This window comes from Archangium lansingense, from assembly GCF_026626635.1.
Classification (GTDB): domain Bacteria; phylum Myxococcota; class Myxococcia; order Myxococcales; family Myxococcaceae; genus Archangium; species Archangium lansingense.
In genome coordinates, this window is the sequence record NZ_JAPNKA010000001.1 from 12,758,601 (window position 1) to 12,775,839 (window position 17,239).

General features: G+C 70.4%; 15 protein-coding genes. 5 read left to right on the top strand and 10 right to left on the bottom strand.

Annotated features, from left to right (window positions below):
- Window positions 1–3: 3 nt before the first annotated feature.
- Window positions 4–3,621 (bottom strand): two-component regulator propeller domain-containing protein, encoded by a 3,618-nt coding sequence (locus tag OV287_RS51315; protein WP_267541424.1) that lies wholly within the window; start codon window positions 3,619–3,621, stop codon window positions 4–6.
- Window positions 3,622–3,842: 221 nt separating this feature from the next.
- Between OV287_RS51315 and OV287_RS51320 the strand changes: the two genes are divergently transcribed.
- Entirely contained in the window at window positions 3,843–5,612 is a 1,770-nt protein-coding gene (locus OV287_RS51320) for a TrkH family potassium uptake protein (RefSeq protein ID WP_267541425.1), read from the top strand.
- Between the two features lie 9 nt (window positions 5,613–5,621).
- The gene (locus tag OV287_RS51325) at window positions 5,622–6,284 is read left to right on the top strand and encodes a potassium channel family protein (RefSeq protein WP_267541426.1); all 663 of its coding nucleotides are present in this window, start codon (window positions 5,622–5,624) and stop codon (window positions 6,282–6,284) included.
- A gap of 15 nt (window positions 6,285–6,299) precedes the next feature.
- On the opposite strand, the gene OV287_RS51330 is transcribed toward OV287_RS51325, so the two are convergent.
- The 3 genes from OV287_RS51330 to OV287_RS51340 form a co-directional block, all read right to left on the bottom strand.
- On the bottom strand, window positions 6,300–7,070 hold the full coding sequence (locus OV287_RS51330) for an SIR2 family NAD-dependent protein deacylase (protein WP_267541427.1): 771 nt from the start codon (window positions 7,068–7,070) through the stop codon (window positions 6,300–6,302).
- A 219-nt stretch (window positions 7,071–7,289) separates the two neighbouring features.
- A complete protein-coding gene (locus tag OV287_RS51335; protein ID WP_267541428.1) occupies window positions 7,290–7,481 on the bottom strand; it encodes a hypothetical protein in 192 nt (63 codons plus the stop codon).
- A 69-nt stretch (window positions 7,482–7,550) separates the two neighbouring features.
- Complete coding sequence (locus OV287_RS51340; RefSeq protein ID WP_267541429.1) at window positions 7,551–8,516, bottom strand: L,D-transpeptidase family protein; 966 nt, start codon at window positions 8,514–8,516, stop codon at window positions 7,551–7,553.
- A gap of 130 nt (window positions 8,517–8,646) precedes the next feature.
- Here OV287_RS51340 and OV287_RS51345 point away from each other — a divergent pair, with 130 nt between their 5' ends.
- Window positions 8,647–9,303: an outer membrane beta-barrel protein gene (locus OV287_RS51345; protein WP_267541430.1), complete on the top strand. Its 657-nt coding sequence runs from the start codon at window positions 8,647–8,649 to the stop codon at window positions 9,301–9,303.
- Window positions 9,304–9,381: 78 nt separating this feature from the next.
- Here OV287_RS51345 and OV287_RS51350 read toward each other — a convergent pair whose 3' ends face one another.
- Window positions 9,382–9,732: a hypothetical protein gene (locus OV287_RS51350; protein ID WP_267541431.1), complete on the bottom strand. Its 351-nt coding sequence runs from the start codon at window positions 9,730–9,732 to the stop codon at window positions 9,382–9,384.
- A 317-nt stretch (window positions 9,733–10,049) separates the two neighbouring features.
- On the opposite strand from OV287_RS51350, the gene OV287_RS51355 reads away from it, so the two are divergent.
- On the top strand, window positions 10,050–10,508 hold the full coding sequence (locus OV287_RS51355) for a hypothetical protein (protein WP_267541432.1): 459 nt from the start codon (window positions 10,050–10,052) through the stop codon (window positions 10,506–10,508).
- A gap of 53 nt (window positions 10,509–10,561) precedes the next feature.
- On the opposite strand, the gene OV287_RS51360 is transcribed toward OV287_RS51355, so the two are convergent.
- The 5 genes from OV287_RS51360 to OV287_RS51380 form a co-directional block, all read right to left on the bottom strand.
- Entirely contained in the window at window positions 10,562–11,380 is an 819-nt protein-coding gene (locus OV287_RS51360; protein ID WP_267541433.1) for an SEC-C domain-containing protein, read from the bottom strand.
- Entirely contained in the window at window positions 11,373–12,554 is a 1,182-nt protein-coding gene (locus OV287_RS51365) for a hypothetical protein (RefSeq protein WP_267541434.1), read from the bottom strand. Before OV287_RS51365 ends, OV287_RS51360 begins: the two co-directional genes overlap by 8 nt.
- Window positions 12,555–12,671: 117 nt before the next feature.
- Complete coding sequence (locus OV287_RS51370) at window positions 12,672–13,757, bottom strand: chemotaxis protein CheB (protein WP_267541435.1); 1,086 nt, start codon at window positions 13,755–13,757, stop codon at window positions 12,672–12,674.
- A gap of 137 nt (window positions 13,758–13,894) precedes the next feature.
- Window positions 13,895–14,518: a PEGA domain-containing protein gene (locus OV287_RS51375; protein WP_267541436.1), complete on the bottom strand. Its 624-nt coding sequence runs from the start codon at window positions 14,516–14,518 to the stop codon at window positions 13,895–13,897.
- Window positions 14,519–14,545: 27 nt separating this feature from the next.
- Window positions 14,546–16,072, bottom strand: coding sequence for a GspE/PulE family protein (locus OV287_RS51380; protein WP_267541437.1), 1,527 nt, complete (start codon window positions 16,070–16,072; stop codon window positions 14,546–14,548).
- Window positions 16,073–16,308: 236 nt separating this feature from the next.
- Here OV287_RS51380 and OV287_RS51385 point away from each other — a divergent pair, with 236 nt between their 5' ends.
- The gene (locus OV287_RS51385) at window positions 16,309–17,220 is read left to right on the top strand and encodes a flagellar motor protein MotB (RefSeq protein ID WP_267541438.1); all 912 of its coding nucleotides are present in this window, start codon (window positions 16,309–16,311) and stop codon (window positions 17,218–17,220) included.
- Window positions 17,221–17,239: the final 19 nt, after the last annotated feature.

A 17,239-nucleotide genomic window follows, 5' to 3' on the forward strand; every position in this document is an offset into this window, starting at 1 on the left:
GCCTCAGGCCGCCTGGCCCGGGCCTCCATTGCGCGAGCGGATCACCCACTCGCGCACCTGCTCGCGCAGCACCTGCGGATCAAAGGGCTTGTCCACCCGCGCGTTCTTCACCGTGTCCATGAAGGTGCGCGCCGCCGGCGTGAAGGCCCCTCCGGTGACGAACACCATCCGCTTCGCCACCGCCGGTGCCGACTCCACCAGGTCCGCGTGCAGCTCCATGCCCGTCAGGTCCGGCATCATCAGGTCGCACAGGATGACGTCCACCTCCGCGCCCTTCGGCCCCTTGAGCAGCTCCAGGGCCTGACGCGAGCTCGTCACCACCTCGACGTCGTGCTCGCGCGCCAGCGTCCGCCTCAACGCCGAGCTCACCATCACATCGTCATCGACAATCATTACCCGGCCGCGCACGCGCGCTCCTTCCTGCTCTTGTTGCATTGAACGCACTCCCTGAAGCTGGCTCACGGGCGCCGCCGCGACCCGTAGTGTCACACGAACCACTGTCCCCTTGCCCGGCTCGCTCTCCACGGCGATCTCCCCCCCCATCGCCGTGATGAATCGATGACATAGGGCCAGTCCCAGCCCTGTGCCTACACCCACCGGCTTTGTAGTGAAAAAGGGGTCGAAGATGCGACCTATGACATCCGGGGGTATCCCACATCCGGTGTCGCGCACCTCGGCCACCAGCCGCTCGCCCTCGAGCCGAGTCACCAGCCGGACCTCGTTGCTGGCCGCCTGTCCCTCCGGCAGCGCCTGGGCCGAGTTGATGATGAGGTTGAGGAAGACCTGGGCCAGGCGCGACTCGTTGCCGTCCACCCAGCCGGAGTCGCCGTACTCCTTCACCAGCCGGGCCCGGGGCGTCAGCTCGTTGCTGGCCAGCTTCGCCGCCGAGTCCAGCACCGCGTGCAGGTCCACCGGCCCCCGCTGCTCCTCGTCGCCTCGGGAGAACGTCTTCAGGTCCTGGACGATGCGCCGCACCCGGTCCGCGCCATGCCGGGCCTCGCTCAACGCCCGCTCCATCTCCTCCAGCCGCTTGCGACCGGGGACGCCCTCGGGCAGCTCGCGCTTGAGCGCCGCCGTCTCCGCGCTGACGTGGTCCAGGTTCGAGACGATGTAGGCCAGCGGGTTGTTGATTTCGTGGCCCACACCAGCGGCCAGCGTGCCCACCGCCACCATCTTCCCCGCCTGCACCAACTGGGCCTGGGCCTGACGCAGGGCGCGCAGGTTCTCGTCCAGCTCGCGGTTGGCCCGGGCCAGCTCGCGCGTGCGCTCGTCCACGCGGGCCTCCAGCCAGCGCTCGCGGCGCTTGAGCCGGCCCACCCGCAGCGCATAGAGGCCCACGGCGAGCGCCCCCACGCCCAGCGTGCACAGCACGAAGAACCACGGCGTCTCGTAGTAGTGCGGAAGGACGGTCAGCTCCACCACGGGCCCCGGGTCCGTCCACACCGCGTCCCGGTTGGCGGCCGTCACCATGAAGCGGTAGTTGCCCGGGGACAGGTTCGTGTACGAGACGGAGCGCCGGTCCTCGCCATCCACCCAGTCCTCGTCGTGGCCTATCAGCCGGTAGCGCATCGGCGGCCGCGTGGAGTCCTCCAGCGACAGCGCGGTGAAGCGGAACTCCACGTCCCGCCGCCCCGGCTCCAGCACCAGCGTGCCGGCAATCGGCACCGGCCGGCCCTGCACCCGCACCTCCTCCAGGCGCGGCTGGGCCAGCGGCCGCTGCACCACCACCTTCGACGGCTCCACCGCCACCAGGCCCCGCAGCGTGGGGAACCACAGCTGCCCGTCGCGCGTGCGCCAGCCCGAGGGGAACATGCCGCCATTGCACTCGGCGCTGCGCATGCCGTCGCGCCGATCGAAGAGCAGCGGCCGTACCGCGTCGCGATGGCCGTCGGCGATTTCCTCCAGCTCGCGCCGCGACACCCGGGAGATGCCCCGGTTGCTGCTCATCCACAGGTGGCCCTCGGCGTCCTCGAGGATGCGGAAGACGGCGTCATCCACCAGGCCCTGCGCGGTGGTGAAGCGGGTGAAGCGCCCGCCGCGCATCAGCGTGAGGCCCGTGCTCGAGCCCACCCACAAGCTGCCCCGAGGGTCCGCATACACGTCCACCACGCGGTTGCCCGCCAGCCCGTCCGCCGTCGTGTAGTGGGTGAAGGTGCCGTCGGCCGTCAGCCGGTAGAGCCCTCCGAAGGAGCCGAACCAGAGGGTCCCCGTGGAGTCCTCGGCGATGGAGACAACAGGCTCCTCCGGGCCGCCCTGCGCCGGGCCGTAGTGCGTGAAGGTGCCCTCGTGCAGCCGGCTCAGGCCTCCGAGCGTGCCGAACCACACGTCACCGCGCGAGTCGGCGAAGAGGGAGAAGAGCACCTCATCCACCAGGCCCTGCTCGCGGCCCAGCCGGGTGAAGCTCCGCCCGTCATAGCGGAAGGCGCCCGCGGAGGTGCCCACCCACAGGTTGCCGTCCCGGTCCTCGGCGAGCGCGCGCAGGTTGCCCGGGGGCAGCCCCGACTCCTGGCCAAAGTGGGTGAGCTCGCCGTCCTTCATGCGCGTCAGCCCACCCGAATAGGAGCCCACCCACAGCGCCCCCTGCTTGTCCTCCAGCACCACGGAGACGAGCTCGTCGCGCAGGCCCTCGGGCTGGCCGAAGGCGACGAAGGCCGCGTCGCGCAGCCGGTGGAGTCCTCCCGACGCCGTCCCCACCCAGAGCGAGCCCTCGTGGTCCTCCAACAGGGAGAACACGCCCGCGCCGGCCAGCCCCTGCTGAGGCCCGAGCACCGCGAAGGTGTCGTCGGCCAGGCGCGCCAGTCCGGCCTCCTCGGTGCCCACCCACAGGTTGCCGTCCCGGTCCTCCGTGAGGGCCCGCACCTTGTCACCCGGCAGCCCGTCGCGCGTGGTGAAGAGGCGGACACGGTCCTCTTGGAAGCGGACCAGGCCCGACTCCGTCCCCACCCACAGCGCGCCCTCATGGTCCTCCAGCAGCGACCGCACCACCCCTCGGCCCGTGCCCCCGGGCAGGCGCACTGGCTCCAACCGGCCCTCGGACAGACGCGCCAGTCCCTTCTCCGTCCCCACCCACAGGACACCGCGTTGGTCCTTCAGCAGCGCATACACCTTCGCGGAGGGCAGCCCCTCCGAGGTGCCGTAGCGCAGCTGCCTTCGCCCGTCCCGCACCTGGAAGAGGCCCTGCGAGGTACCCACCCACACGCTCCCGTCCCCACCGGGCGCGAGCGCGAGCACCTCCACCTCGCTTGGCCCTGGCGCCAGCTCCAGGCTCTGGAAGCGGCCCTCGCGGAAGGAGAGCAGCCCCCGCGCCGTGCCCACCCACAGGGTGCCGGCCAGGTCCTCGGCGAGGGCTCCGATGAGCTCCTCGCGCAGCTCGGGCGTGTTGCGCTTGTCGTAGACGGTGAAGTGCACGCCGTCGAAGCGGACCAGGCCCTCCCACGTGGCCACCCACAGGTAGCCGTCCCGCGTCTGCGCGAGTGCGTAGACGGAGTTCTGCGGCAGCCCGTCCACGTCCTTCCAGGAGTCGTGGCTGTATTGCGTGACGCGGCGCGACGGATCGAGCGCGAGCGCGGACGCCCCCAGGCTCATCACCACCGCCAGGGTCAGCGCCCGCAGGCCATGCATGCCGTCTCGCCACAACATTCCAGGTAACTTGTGCCATGTCCGACAGCCCTGGAGCAAACCCCCTCCTCGGAACCGGGGCAGGACAGGCCGGCCGGCCCCTCAGCATCCGGGGAAGGGAGGGCGGGGGGCCAGGCGGGGGGCCATCTCGATGGGCCCTGCTTCCCGGGGAGGTGCGATAGGGTCGGCCCTCCGCCGTGATGAACTCCCCGAGCCCACGGGCGATGCCCGACCCCCTCCCCGAGCCGCCTCCTCCCCCGCCTTTGCCCGAGGAGCCGCGCCGCCGCCCCCGGAATCGGACCGATAGGCTGCGCCGGCTGAGCCGGGCCACGGTGGTGGCGCTGGTCGTCTTCGAGTTCACCGTGAGTCGGACGGACGCGCCCTGGCGCGAGGCCGTGGCGGCCCTGCTGGCCGGGGCGGTGGTGGCCGCCTTCGGCGGTGAGGTGCTGCGCGACGCCTGGGCCTTCCGCCTGCGCCTGTGGCGCCACCGGTGGCCGGACCTGCTCTTCGCGGTGCCGGCGGTGCTGTCGCTTGGAACGAGCGGTCCCCAGGGAGCGGCGACCCTGCTCGCCCTCCGCCTGCTGGCCCGGGAGCTGATTGATCTGGTGGCCTGGCGTCCTGCCCGGCCCGTACTCCAAGCCCTGCTGCGGCGCCCGCTGCCGCTCTTGTGTCTCTCCTTCCTGCTCACCATTCTCCTGGGCACGCTGGCGCTGATGTTCCCCGCGGCCACGCGCGACGGCCTGGGCGCGCCCTTCCAGGTGGCGCTCTTCACCGCCACCAGCGCCTCGTGCGTATCGGGGCTGTCCGTGGTGGACACCGGCAGCTACTTCAGCTCCTTTGGCCACTGGGTGATTCTGGGCCTCGTCCAGGTGGGCGGCCTGGGCCTGATGACGCTCACCACCACGCTGGCCCTGGCCTTCCGCAGCCAGCTGTCCGCGCGCACCCGTGGTGCCATGCAGGAGATTCTCGAGGAGGACACGGTCCAGGGCTTCCAGGGGCTGCTCTACTCCATGTCCCTCATCACCGTGACGCTGGAGGTGCTGGGCGCGGTGGCCCTCTACCCCTCGCTGGAGCTGGCCCCGGACGGGAGGGTGCTGCCCACCTCCGAGCGCGTCTTCTCCGCGCTGTTCCACTCGGTGAGCGCCTTCTGCAACGCGGGCTTCAGCCTGTACCCGGACAACTTCATGCGCTTCGTGGGCAGCCCCGGCGCCAACCTCACCGTCATGGCCCTCATCACCCTGGGCGGCCTGGGCTTCCCCGTCGTCACCTCGCTGCTGGACTGGGGGCTGTGGAGGGAGCGCGGCCCGCGGCGCGTCTGGCGCTACCTCCCCGTGCACTCGCGCGTGGTGCTGCTCACCAGCGCCGCGCTCGGCTTGGGCGGGGCGCTCGCCTGGTTCGTGCTGGAGTGGAACCACTCACTCGCGGGGCTCTCCTGGAGCCAGCGGCTCTGGGCCAGCATCTTCCAGAGCGTCTCGCTGCGCACCGCGGGCTTCAACTCGGTGGACCTGGCGAAGCTGGGCACGCCCATGATGCTGCTCAGCCTGATGCTGATGTTCATCGGCGGCTCGCCAGGAGGCACCGCGGGCGGGGTGAAGACGACGACGGTGGCGGTGCTCGCCTTCACCTTCCGAGCCCTGCTGCGCAACCGCTCCGAGGTGGACATCATGGGGCGCAGCGTGCCCCCGGCCACCGTGTACCGGGCGTGTGCGGTGACGCTCATCTCCTTCGGCCTGCTCTTCGCACTGGCCTTCCTCCTCTTCACCGCCGAGCCTCATCTGCCCTTCCGGGATCTGCTCTTCGAGGCGGTGAGCGCCTTCGGCTCCGCGGGGATGACCACCGGGGTGACGCCGCAGCTATCGGCGGTGGGCCGCCTGGTGGTGTGCGCGCTGATGTTCGTGGGGCGATTGGGCCCCTTCACCCTGGCACTCGCGGTGGGCCTGTCCAAGGCGCGGGCGAGCTACAGCTACCCCTCGACGAAGATTGTCGTGGGCTGAGGAACGACGATGCGCACGTACGTGGTGGTGGGCCTGGGACAGTTCGGCGAGCACGTGGCCCGGCGTCTCACCGAGGCCGGTGGCGAGGTGCTCGCGGTGGACCTCTCGATGGAGCGAGTGGAGGCCATCAAGGATGTGGTGGTGCAAGCGGTGAAGGCGGACTGCACCTCGGAGGAGGCCATGCGGGCGCTCGGGGTGGGCAAGGCGGAGACGGCCGTCATCGCCCTGGGCGAGGAGGACTTCGAGGCGGCCGTGCTGGGCACCTCGGTGCTGAAGGGGCTGGGGGTGAAGACGGTGGTGGCGCGCTCCTCCAACCGGCAGCGAGGGAAGATTCTGGCGCTCGCGGGGGCCACGCGCGTGGTGTACCCGGAGGCGGAGATGGGAGATCAGCTCGCGCGCCTGCTGCTGCACACGAGCATGCAGTCGAGCACCGAGCTGCCCAACGGCTACGCACTGGCCGAGCTGCGCGTGCCCGAGCGCGCCGAGGGCAAGAGCCTCCAGGAGCTGAGGCTGCGGCAGACGCATGGGCTCAACGTCGTTGCCATCCAGCACCGGGGCGTGGTCAACGAGCCCATCCCCGAGGCCATGCTGCAAGCGGGGGATGTGCTCCTCGTCGCCGGCCGGGGCGAGCGCGTGGCTGCGCTCGCGCGCCTGTGGGACTCGGAGCAGTAGGGCAGGAACGGGAGCTCACCCGCGCTTCCACTTGTCACGTGCGGCCCACAACGCCTCGCACGCGGCCACCGCGCCCATCTGCAACTGGACGTCCACCACGTCCGAGAGTTCAGTCCGCCCCGGGTTGATCTCCACGGTGGGCCGCTGGCGCCCCGCAGCCTCCAGCACCGGCCCCGTGATGTATGGGAACAGGCTCGAGGTCCCGATGGAGAACACCAGATCGAAGCCCCGGGTGAGCTCCCGCTCCATCACCGCCACCTTCTCCGGCGGCAGCAGCTCCTCGAAGAGCACCACCTCGGGGCGCACGACCGAGCCACATTGGGGACAGGACGGACACGGCGCGAGATGCGCGTAGTCCTTCACCCGCTCCGTGAACTCGCACCGCGTGCAGCGCAGGTCGTGGATGTCCCCGTGAATGTCGATGACGTTCTTCGAGCCCGCCGCCTTGTGGAAGCCATCCACGTTCTGCGTGAGCACCCAGCAGCGCTCGAAGCAGCCCTCCATGAGCGCCAGAACCTCGTGGGCCCGGTTGAACGTTGCCCCCCGGCACGCCTGCTCGATTTCATGCAGGTGCTTCCACGTCAGCTCGGGCTTCCGCCGGAACATGCTCCCCGAGAGCGCCACCTCGATGGGCACTCCCCCCTCCGTCGTCTTCCCGTTGTAGAGCCCCCCGATTCCCCGGTACGTGGGCACGCCCGACTCCGCGGAGATCCCCGCCCCCGTGACGAACAGCACACTCCGGGCTCGGGACAGGTGCTCGATGACTCGCTCGAGTGCTCTTTCCATGGGGAGAACGTCGCAGCCTCGGTGGACCCCTCGCAAGCCTCCGACCGGCGCGCACAACCCGTGGCCCGAGATACCCTCACCCCGTCCCTCTCCCGGGGGGAGAGGGGTTATCTGTCACTCTTGGGAGCGGGGTTCCTTGGGGGCGGGGTTTCTTGGGAGCGGGGTTTCTCGGGGACCTGGGGACGGGGCTCGTTGACGAACGGGGTGTAGGGAAACGGGTTACCGCTCGCCCCGCGAGAAGATGCGCCTCAACAGCGCCTCTCCCTCCGAGCGCGGCGGCGCCGCCGACACGAACGTCGGCAGTCCCCGGCTCTCGGACCGGGCCGCTTGCGCCTCGCTCCCCACTCGCGGGAAGCCCAGGCACACCGAGTCCTGCTCGGTCATCGAATGCTGTCTGGTCTGGCGGATCATGGTGAACCCCCCTCGAAGGAACGCCGCACTGACGCAGTATCCCTCCTGGGTCTGACATGTCCGGTTGGCTCAAAAAATCACGACCATGCTCCCCGGCGGCACGCGGCCATACAGCGCGGTGATGTCCGGGTTGTGCAGCACGACGCAACCCCAGGAGAGCCGTCCTCCGCTCTCCGCCAGCGACCACTCCCCCGCCCACCCGTGCAGGCCAATGCCGCTGCCCAGCTTCGTGGACGCCGTCGTCAGCTTGCGCTCCCGCCACGCCCGGGCGATGCCGTCGCGCACGTTGCGCGAAATGACGCCTTGCGACACGCCCCAGTCCGCGTCCCACGGGTTCGGGTAGTTCAGGCGTATCCAATGGCCTCCGTAGTAGGCCCCGTAAGCACCGGGGAAGTCGCCCCGGTGCTTGTCCACCACGAAGTACATCCCCATCGGCGTCCGGTTGTCCCCGCGCAGCCGCTTGCGGCCCTCGCCCTGGCCGAAGCCCACCTCCACGCGCCGCACCTCCCGGCCTCGCTCGTACATCCTCAGCTCGTTCGCCGCGTGCGAGATGAGCAGCAGCACCGACTCCTCCGCCGGCAGAGGCAGCCGCCCGCGCGCCTCCGTGAAGCGCCTCGCCTCGGCGTCCGGCAGCACCCGGCTCCCCTCGAGCAGCCGCACCTCCCGCTTTCCCCCCGCTCCCACCCGGCCCACCCCCTGCCCGCGCTCCACGCTCTGCCCCGGGCGCCACGTCACGCCCTCCAACCCCGTGTACTCGGAGCGCACACGCCGCAGCTCGTGGTTCTCGTGAAACAAGTGCTCGAGCGTCACCGAGCGTCCCCCCTGCCCCACCGCCACCACCTGCCCCCGCGCCAATGCGCGCACCTCACTCCCGGCCGACGCGTGCGGAGAGACGGGGAACGACTCGAAGCCGTCCGCGGGAGGTTGGGCGGGACGCAGCCAGGACTCGAAGACATCCGCGGCGACGGCCCGGTCCGGAGACACCACGAGCAGACACGCCACCACGACACACCACAGCCACCAGGGACGATGCACGCGGGCTGGACACCCCTGCCCCGCCTGACGTTCCACCAACCAGGGAAGCGGGCCGGCACTTCACACACCGTTGCAGTCCCTCTACACGCGACTCCAGCTTGCCAGCGGACACTTGAAAGGAGTCCAGGACATGAAGTCCGTCATCCGTTTGGGTTTGTGCGTGGCGGCGCTGTGGGGCGGCGCGGCCCTGGCAGGAGAGGACTGGAAGGATCCAGCCTACGGCGGCTCCGGTGTTGACAGCGAGAGCGTCTACCAGACCAAAGAGCAGGGCTCCGACAAGGGACTCTACGTCCTCCTGGGCGCCGGCACCGAGGGCTACACCGGTGAGCTCGCTCCCGATCTCAATGTTGGCTTCTCGTACGGCGCCACCGTTGGCTTCAAGCCCACCAGGGGCCTGGGCCTCGAGCTGGCCTACAGCGGTGGTATGACCGACATCGACACGTTCGGGCCGGGCGGCGCGGCGGACGGCGGGGACATCATCCGCAACGGCGGCCAGGCGGCCGTCACCATCGGCCTGAGCCCGACGAAGCTCCAGCCCTACTTGATGGGCGGCATCGGCATCGAGAACCACAACGTGCGCGGCCTCGCTCCACTCGCCGACTACCAGGACGACACCAGCGGGTACGTGCCGGCCGGCGTGGGCCTGCGCTACAACATCGGCTCGCTGCTCACCGCGGACGCCCGCGTGAGCTACAACATCCCGTTCGAGCAGGAATTCGCCCCTGTCGACAACGACATCTGGACCGGGCGCTACCAGGCGCTGCTGCAGCTCGGCGGTACCTACTAAGCGAACATGAGCCGCCCTCTGACCGGGGAGACCTGAGGACCTCGCGGACCTCGGGCCTCCCCGCTTGTGCCTCCAGGCTCAGGGGAAGCGTGCCACGAAGGCCCCCAGCTTCGCCCCTGCCTCACGCGTTGCCGGCTCCAGCGGCTTCGCCCCCCCCGCGGGCAGCTGCACCACCAGCTCCAACAGCGCAGGCTTCATCTCATCCCACGCCGCGTGGGCCTCGGCCTCGCTCCCAAAGAAGCGGCTGTGCACCAGCCAGCCCGCCACCCCACAGGTCACCGCGTAGAACGAGCGAGAGGGCTCCTCCTCCAGGGTGAGGCGCAACCCCGCCGGGTGCTCCTCGTCCCGGACAATGGTGCCGCCTTCCGCTCCCCCCAACCCCAGCGTGCGCCCCTCCTCCACCGGCCTCCAGCTCTGCTCGTCGCTCATCGCCTCTTGTTCCTCCCGCTGGGGCTCCACCCTCCTCCACCCAGGGCCTCCACGGCAACCGCCCGTCCCCCACCACCCGTGAGCCCACCGGCAATCCCCTCCCCAAAGCCCCCGCATTTTCTGTCCATAAACCGCGCCTGATAGCCCGTACTGCGCGTATGGATTCAGGCGTCCAGTACCTGGAATAGCCAGGAAGACTTCGCGGAACCCGCACACGGAGAGGGCTGGAATGAAGGCCCGGCGTGTTTGTCGGAGTGGCGCCTCCCAGGCCGTCTGCACGTCAGGCGTTCATCCATCCATCGAGGAGTCCGAGAGTCATGAATCGCATCGCCATCGCCATCGCCATCCTGCTGCTCACCACCGCCGCCGGGTGCGGCACGAGCCGTAACGCTACCGGGGGGGCGCGTGAGGGCAACGGCACCGTGACGGGCATCATCACGCTGGCCGACGAGGTAGGCCCGAAGACGGGAGACTTCTGCGCGAACCTGGGCCTCAAGGTGACTCCGGCGGGCACGCCCGAGGATGTGCTGGGCAACCGCACGGTGCGAGTCAGCCGCGGCCGTTGCAGCTACCATGTCAACAACCTGCCCAGTGGCGGCGAGCAGCTGGCTCTCTCCGTGAGCCCGTCGCCGGCCTGGCAGTGCGCCAACGGCGCCACGCCCACCATCACCCCGGACGCACAGCCGCTCCAGCTCAAGGACTACCAGGCGGAGACTCGCGACTTCCGCGTGAGCTGCACGGAGCCCACGGGCGAGGCGTCCACCACCACGCCGTGAGATAACCCGCCCCCATCGGGCCCCGGTCCGCGTCGCGCGCCGGGGCCCTTCCGCTACCGGGGCTCCGAGCCCTGGTGGCACTTCTTGTACTTCACCCCGCTGCCGCACCAGCACGGCTCGTTGCGCCCGGGACGCGGGGCCCGCCCCGCGGGGGGTGGAGGCAACGTGTCGAGCATGCGCTGGAACAACGTACTCAGCCGGTGGCGGGAGCCTCGAGCCCGGGCGACCTTCTCGAGTTGCGCCGCATCGAGCGTCCCACCAAGCTTCTCGATAGCGAGCTGCAGCTCGATGACCGTCTGGTTGGCGAACAAGTCCTCTGCATCCTCGTCCACCTCATGGGCCGTGAGGGCCGCCCCCAAAGGCTCGATGGCGCGCGAGTCACCGTAGAGCGCCAGGTTCATCGCCGCCGCGACGGAGTCCTCCTGGAGCTGTTCGAGGAGCGCCGCGTAGATGCGCTCGTCCTTGACGCCACTGTGGGACAGCACGGAGAGCAACCCGAAGCGCTCCGCCTCGTCGCGCGCGCTGGCCAGGGCCTCCAGCGCCGCGGGAGCCACCGCGGGCCCGAGCTCCTCCAGGGCGTAGAGGAGCTCGTCGTAGAGCACCTCCCCCGGCTCGGTGTCCATCAGCCGCCGCACCATGGGCGCGATGGCTTCGGGGGCCTTCAGCTGCGTCAGCAGCTCCACCGCGTGGATGGGCGCATGGCCCGCTCCCTGTGCCTCGGTTCCGGCCAGCGACTCGTCGAGCAGCAGCTCCACCAGTGGCGCCACCGCCTCGGTGCCGAGAGAGAGAATGTCCGAGTGCAGGGACTCGGGGAGCTTCTCCCCATGCTCCAGAATCCCGCGCACCAGGGTCCGGGAACCACCGTCAGCCATGGGGCCAACCTCCCCGGAGGAAGCGGTGGGCCTCCTCGACAAGCAATGGATCATTCGACACCGCGAGCTGCTCAGGCAGGACCGAGAGCAACTCCCAGGCCTGCTCCCACCACTCCGCCAGCTCCGCGTCCTCCACCAACCCGAGCCGGTGCAGGTACTCGCCCCACGGGCGCAGCGCGAGCGCCGTGGCGGCGTGCACATGCGGGTGCAGGAGGCGCTCCTCCCCCATGCTACGCACCCAGTTCTCCAGGTCAGAGAGTCTCGGCAGCAGCAGGTGCATGGCCCGATTCACCACCCCGCCATGCCCGGAAGGCCCGGGCAGCAGATGGAAGAGCTCCGGGAAGAGCAGCTGCGTGCGCCCCCACGGCCACCCCTGGCGTACGCGCAGCTCCGGCTCGAAGGTCAGCACCAGTGCGCGCTGCTCGTCGAAGAACGCCTCCGTCGGCAGGTCGAGCAGTGCCTTCCCCTCGCGGCGTTCCCAGGGCCGCCGGCCCGTGCGCTGCTCCAGCCCCTCCGCCACCCAGTGCGGCACCGCCCGGCCAAAGCGCGACAACTCCTCCTTCAACCGCTCCGGCGACAGGTCCGGCGCATCCCTCAACTCCGCGTCCATGCAGGTGAGCACCACGCGCGTCACGTAGTCCACGCGCGTCCACTCGGCGAGCGTATCGTCCTCGCGCACCCGCGGCCACGCCTCCAGCAGGCCCGCATGCGCCTCATGGAATTGGCCGCGGTAGAGGCACCACTCGGCCAGACGCGCCACCAGCGCGGCATCCCCCGTCCGCCTCGCCAGCGACACGAGCGCCTCTTTCACATCCCGCCCCGGCAACCGCAGCGCCAACTCCACGCGCCAGGTGCTCACCGCCGGCTCCGCCTCGTACACGCGCGGAGCCCGCTGCCTCCAGTCATCCAGCAGTCCCTCGAGCTCGGCGTAGCGGCCCGCATGATTCAGGGCCTCCTCGACGTAGCTGCCCACCTCGAAGGCATCCTCCTCGTCGAACTCCGGATGGCCGGCTGCCTCGCGTGCCAGCACCAGCTTCTCGTCCACGGAGGCTGACCGCAGCCGCTCGTAGAAGGACAGCGGAAGCCCCCCGTCCCCCTCTTTGATGCGCTCCTCTGCCCCACCCCGGAGCTGCTGCTCCCGCGGGGCCTCTTCGTCAGGCCGTTCGTTCCCCATGCTTGGTCACTTTAGACATGACCGGAGAAGTTGGCACGAGAATATGACTTCGAATGTTGGGTGGGCAGCTCAACCCGGGAACCCCGGTACCCTCACCCCGGGGGCTTGCCCCCCCTTCTACGATTGGGGGGATCCTCTCCCGGAGGGCGAAGGAGGGAGGGGCCTCCCGAGCGACACCAACAGCGAGGCCATCTCCCCCGGCGTGAGCGTCTGGCTCGCCGCCCCCATCGCTCTCGCCGCTCCCGGCATCCCGTCCACCACGCAGCTCGCCCCGTCCTGCGCCACCGTCAGCGCTCCCGCCTGGCGCATCGCCAACAGCCCCCTCGCCCCGTCCTCCCCCATCCCCGTCAGCAACAGCCCCACCGCCTTCGCTCCGTAGAAACCCGCCACGCTCTCGAAGAGCACGTCCACCGAGGGCACCGCCACGCCCCTCGAGGGCTGCGTCTGCAACCGGCCCCCTCGCACCACCAAATCCCTGTCCGCCGGCGACACGTACACCGCTCCCGGCTCCAGCCACTCTCCTCCCTGCGCCGCCATCGTCCGGTGCCCCGTCCCTCCCAGCCACCGAGCGAAGCCCGGCTCGAAACCCCGCACGATGTGCTGCGCCACCACCACCGGAAAGGGCGCCGGCGACGGCAACGCGCGCAGCAGCTCGTACACCAGCGGCGGCGCTCCCGTGGAGCCGCCAATCGCCAGCAGCGAGCACGGCTTCGTCTCGACTGCTGCCACCGGAACCGAAAGCGGCGTCTGCACCGCGGGCAGCACCGTCGGCGTGCGCAGCGACATCCTCCTCCGGCCCACCACCCGCGCATGCGCCATCACCCGCACCGTGCGCAGCAGCCGCTCCCGGAACTCCTTCACCGCCTCCAGGCCCCCCGCCGTGGGCTTCGCCAGCACGTCCACGGCTCCCGCGCGCAGGGACTCGAAGGTCCTGTCCCTCCCCGGCGTGTCCAGCTGCCCGCTGAGCACCACGATGGGACACGGCGCCGTGGCCATGATCTCCGTAATGGCCTCCACCCCATCCATCTTCCCGGGCAGGACCAGGTCCATCAGCACGAGCTGGGGGCTCCAGCGCTGAACCGCCACCACCGCGTCGCGACCATTGGCCACGGGCGGCAGCAGCTCGATGTCCGGCTCCCGGCGCAGGAGCTGCTCGAGGAAGGCAATGACGGAACGCGAGTCCTCCACCAGCAACAGCTTCAACGGAGCGGCCTCCCCTGTCCGTCAGCTCCCGGACGAGTTCCGGCAAGGCAGCTCGGCCGAGCCCACCTTCGAGCCCGTCCACGTCCACTTCCCGCCTCCCGGTCCCTCGACGTTAGCAGGACGGAGGCCGCCGCCGCTTACTTCTTGCCCGAGGACTTCCCGGAGCCCTTGCGCAACCGGGCCGTCACCTTCACCAGCGCGTCGTGCGGGCAGAGCGTGCGATGCTTCGCCTTCTCGTAGCCGCGCAGGGAGAGCTCCACGAGGACCGGCGTCCCCGGGAGGCACTCGAGCCCCACCGAGACGGGCGTCTCGCCCTGGTCCTTCCCGTCCACCAGGATGGTGGCACCGGACGGCTCCGACTCCACCATCAGAATGGCCCCATCGAAGTCGGCGCGCTCCTCGCGCGTCACCGTGTCCCGCGGCAGCTCCCGCGGCGCGGGGGTGGGCGAGTCTCCCTTGCCCTCGGAGGGAGCCTCCACTGGCGTCGCGGTGAAGGTGGGCTGGAGGGTGATCATCCTCGGCTGCATGGACAGCTCGCCCTGGAGCAGCGGGCGGACGAACAGCCCCACCGCCACCAGCGCGCACAGGGCCGAGGCCAGCTTCAGTCCCGCGGCCAGCCCCTCGTCCCGGGAGAGGTTGTTGCCCGCCGGAGCGGCCACGGGCGCCACCGGACGCACGGGCGGCGCAGGAGCCGCACCGCCACCGGCCCCTCCGGCCTCGGGGGGGGACGACGCCGCCGGCTTGGGTGCAGTGCCGCTCATGACTCCACCTCCCACGACTCCCCGGCATCAACCCACCACACGGAAGACCTCCTTCAGCGTCGTGGTTCCGGCAGTCACCTTCGCCAGGCCCGCGGCGAGCAGCGGCACCATGCCCTCGGACACGGCGATGTCGTGCGCGCGCGACGTGGGCGACTTGGTGTTGACGCACTCGCGGATGGCCGGAGTCACCTTCAGCACCTCGTAGAGCGCGGCGCGCCCCAGGTAGCCGGAGCCCCCGCACCGCTCGCAGCCCACCGGCACGTAGAAGGGGCCGGCGGTGGGCAGGCCCGCCGCCTCCAGCCGAGCCAGCTCGTCAATCTCCGGCGGAGCGGCCATGCGGCAATGCGGACACAGCGCGCGCACCAGGCGCTGAGAGATGCTGGCCACCGAGGCGGAGGCGAGCAGGAAGGGCTCCACCCCCATCTCGATGAGCCGGTTGAAGACGCCCGCCGAGGAGCTCGCGTGCACCGTGGTCAGCAGCAGGTGTCCGCTGAGGCCGGCCTGGATGGCGGTGCGCGCCGTCTCCGCGTCGCGAATCTCGCCCACCATGATGACGTTGGGATCCTGCCGCAGCACCGAGCGCAGGCCCTGGGCGAAGGTGAAGCCCTGCTCGGAGTTCACCTGCGTCTGGGAGAAGAGCGGCACGTCGTACTCCACCGGATCCTCGATGGTGGCGATGCGCGTCAGGTCTCCACGCGTCTGCTTGATGTAGCCGAGCGAGGCATACAGCGACGTCGTCTTGCCGCTGCCCGTGGCGCCCGCCACGAAGATGATGCCCTGGGGAGCATCCAGCAGGCGCTGGTAGGCCGTGAGCGTCTCTTGAGCAAAGCCCAGCCTGGGCAGCTCCGGCAGCCGCACGGTGCTGCGGGCGATGCGCAGTGCCACGGACTCGCCATGGTTGGTGGGCAGCAGCGACAGACGGATGTCCGCGGGGCCCTCGGGGGTGGCGAAGGAGAAGTGGCCGTCCTGGGGCCGGTCCGAGCGGAAGAGGACCACCTTGGCCAGCACCTTGAGGCGGTTGATGAGGCGCGGGTGGTGCTCGCGCGGCATCATCATCACCTCCTCGAGCACGCCGTGGACGCGGAAGGCCAGGCGCGTGCCCGTCTCCAGCGGGTGCATGTGCACGTCGCTGGCACCGACGCGCACAGCCCCATCCAGCAGCACGTCCACGAAGGCGATCATGTCCGGCTCGGGGCGGGAGATGTAGCCACGCAGCGCCTGCTGCAGCTCGACGAGCATCTCGCGCACGGCGAACGCCACGTCCGCGTCCACCACCGCCAGCGGGGACAGGGATGGCCGGCGCGCGAGCGACTGGCGCGAGCGGCGAACCCGGGCCTCCATGACGGAGCCCGCGGCGCCCAGCGCCAGGCACAGCCCCACGCAGCCAAGGAAGGCCGGCGTGACGGCGAGCCCGAGGAAGCGAGTGCCGAGCCGCTGCGCGGCCCCCGCGTCCTGGATGGGATTCTGGTACAGCCACGCACCGATGCTCCCGAGGAGCACCAACACCGCCAGCACCCAGGTGGCCTGGGCGGCTTTTCGGACAGGCGAACTCATTCGGAACCCCGCACGGTAACAGGCGGTTCCTCCCTCCTCAATCAACAGACACCCGGCGTGCAGGTGGACCCCCCCCACTGGCACTCCTCAAGTAGTAGTGGAAATCCCTACCCCCGCCGCAACGCCGGAGATGAATCTTGCGGACCGGACGGACTTCCCCGATATGTCCCGGGCGTGGGGACGTTCATCGGGCCTGATTGCTCGAGTCCCACCGTTCGCCTTCGGAGCACGCCTCCTTGGTTCATCGACTACTCGTCCTTCTCTGTGCGTTGTTGACGCCCGGCCTGGCCGTGGCGCAGACCTCTGACGCGCTGCCGACCTTCGACCTCCAACGCCTGCAGTTCGAGCCCTCCGGGTTGGGCTCGCTGGTGGTGGGCACGGGCCGGACGCTGGATCCGGGCGTCGTCCGGGTTTCGGTGCAGGCTCACTACGAGCACCTGCCGCTCAACTTCGCGCGCAAGTGGGACCCGAGCCTCAGCGTGTTTGGCCTGGTGGAGCACAAGCTCACCGGGCACGTCACCGCCGCCGTCGGCGTGCTGCCCTGGCTCCACCTCGGAGCGCAGCTGCCCTACATCATCGCCCAGCGCGGGAGGTCCTTCGTGAGGACCCTTCCTCCCAATGGCCAGGGCCTGGACGAGCCGTGGGTGTCGGTGCGCGCGGCACCGCTGCAGGTGAAGAACGGGGCCGGGTTCAACCTCGCCGTGGAGCTCGCGGCCGCACTGCCCGTGGGCCGGCCAGAGATTCTCGCGCGGGACACGTACGCGGTGAGCCCCCGGCTGCAGCTGGGCGTTCAGGGCGAGGGCTACCAGGCGGGCCTCGAGCTGGGCGCGCTGCTGCGTCCCCGGTACGACCTGTCCCCCCTGACGGGGCGCCAGCAGGACGTGGTGGGCAGCGAGCTGCGCCTGGGCACCACCATCACCTCGCGCGGGAAGACGAGCTCATCCACCCGGTCCGAGCTGAGCGTGCTGCTCAACGTGCCGCTGCAGGGCGGCCGGCCCAGTGGCGAGGTGCTGGTGGGCGTGCGCAGGCACACCGTGAAGGGGTTGGACCTGTACTTCCTGGGAGGCCCCGGCCTGGGCACCGCCGTCGACATGCCGTCCGTCCGGCTGCTCGTGGGGGCCTCCTTCGTCACCGGCGAGGCCGACTGACGCGACCATCACTACCTTC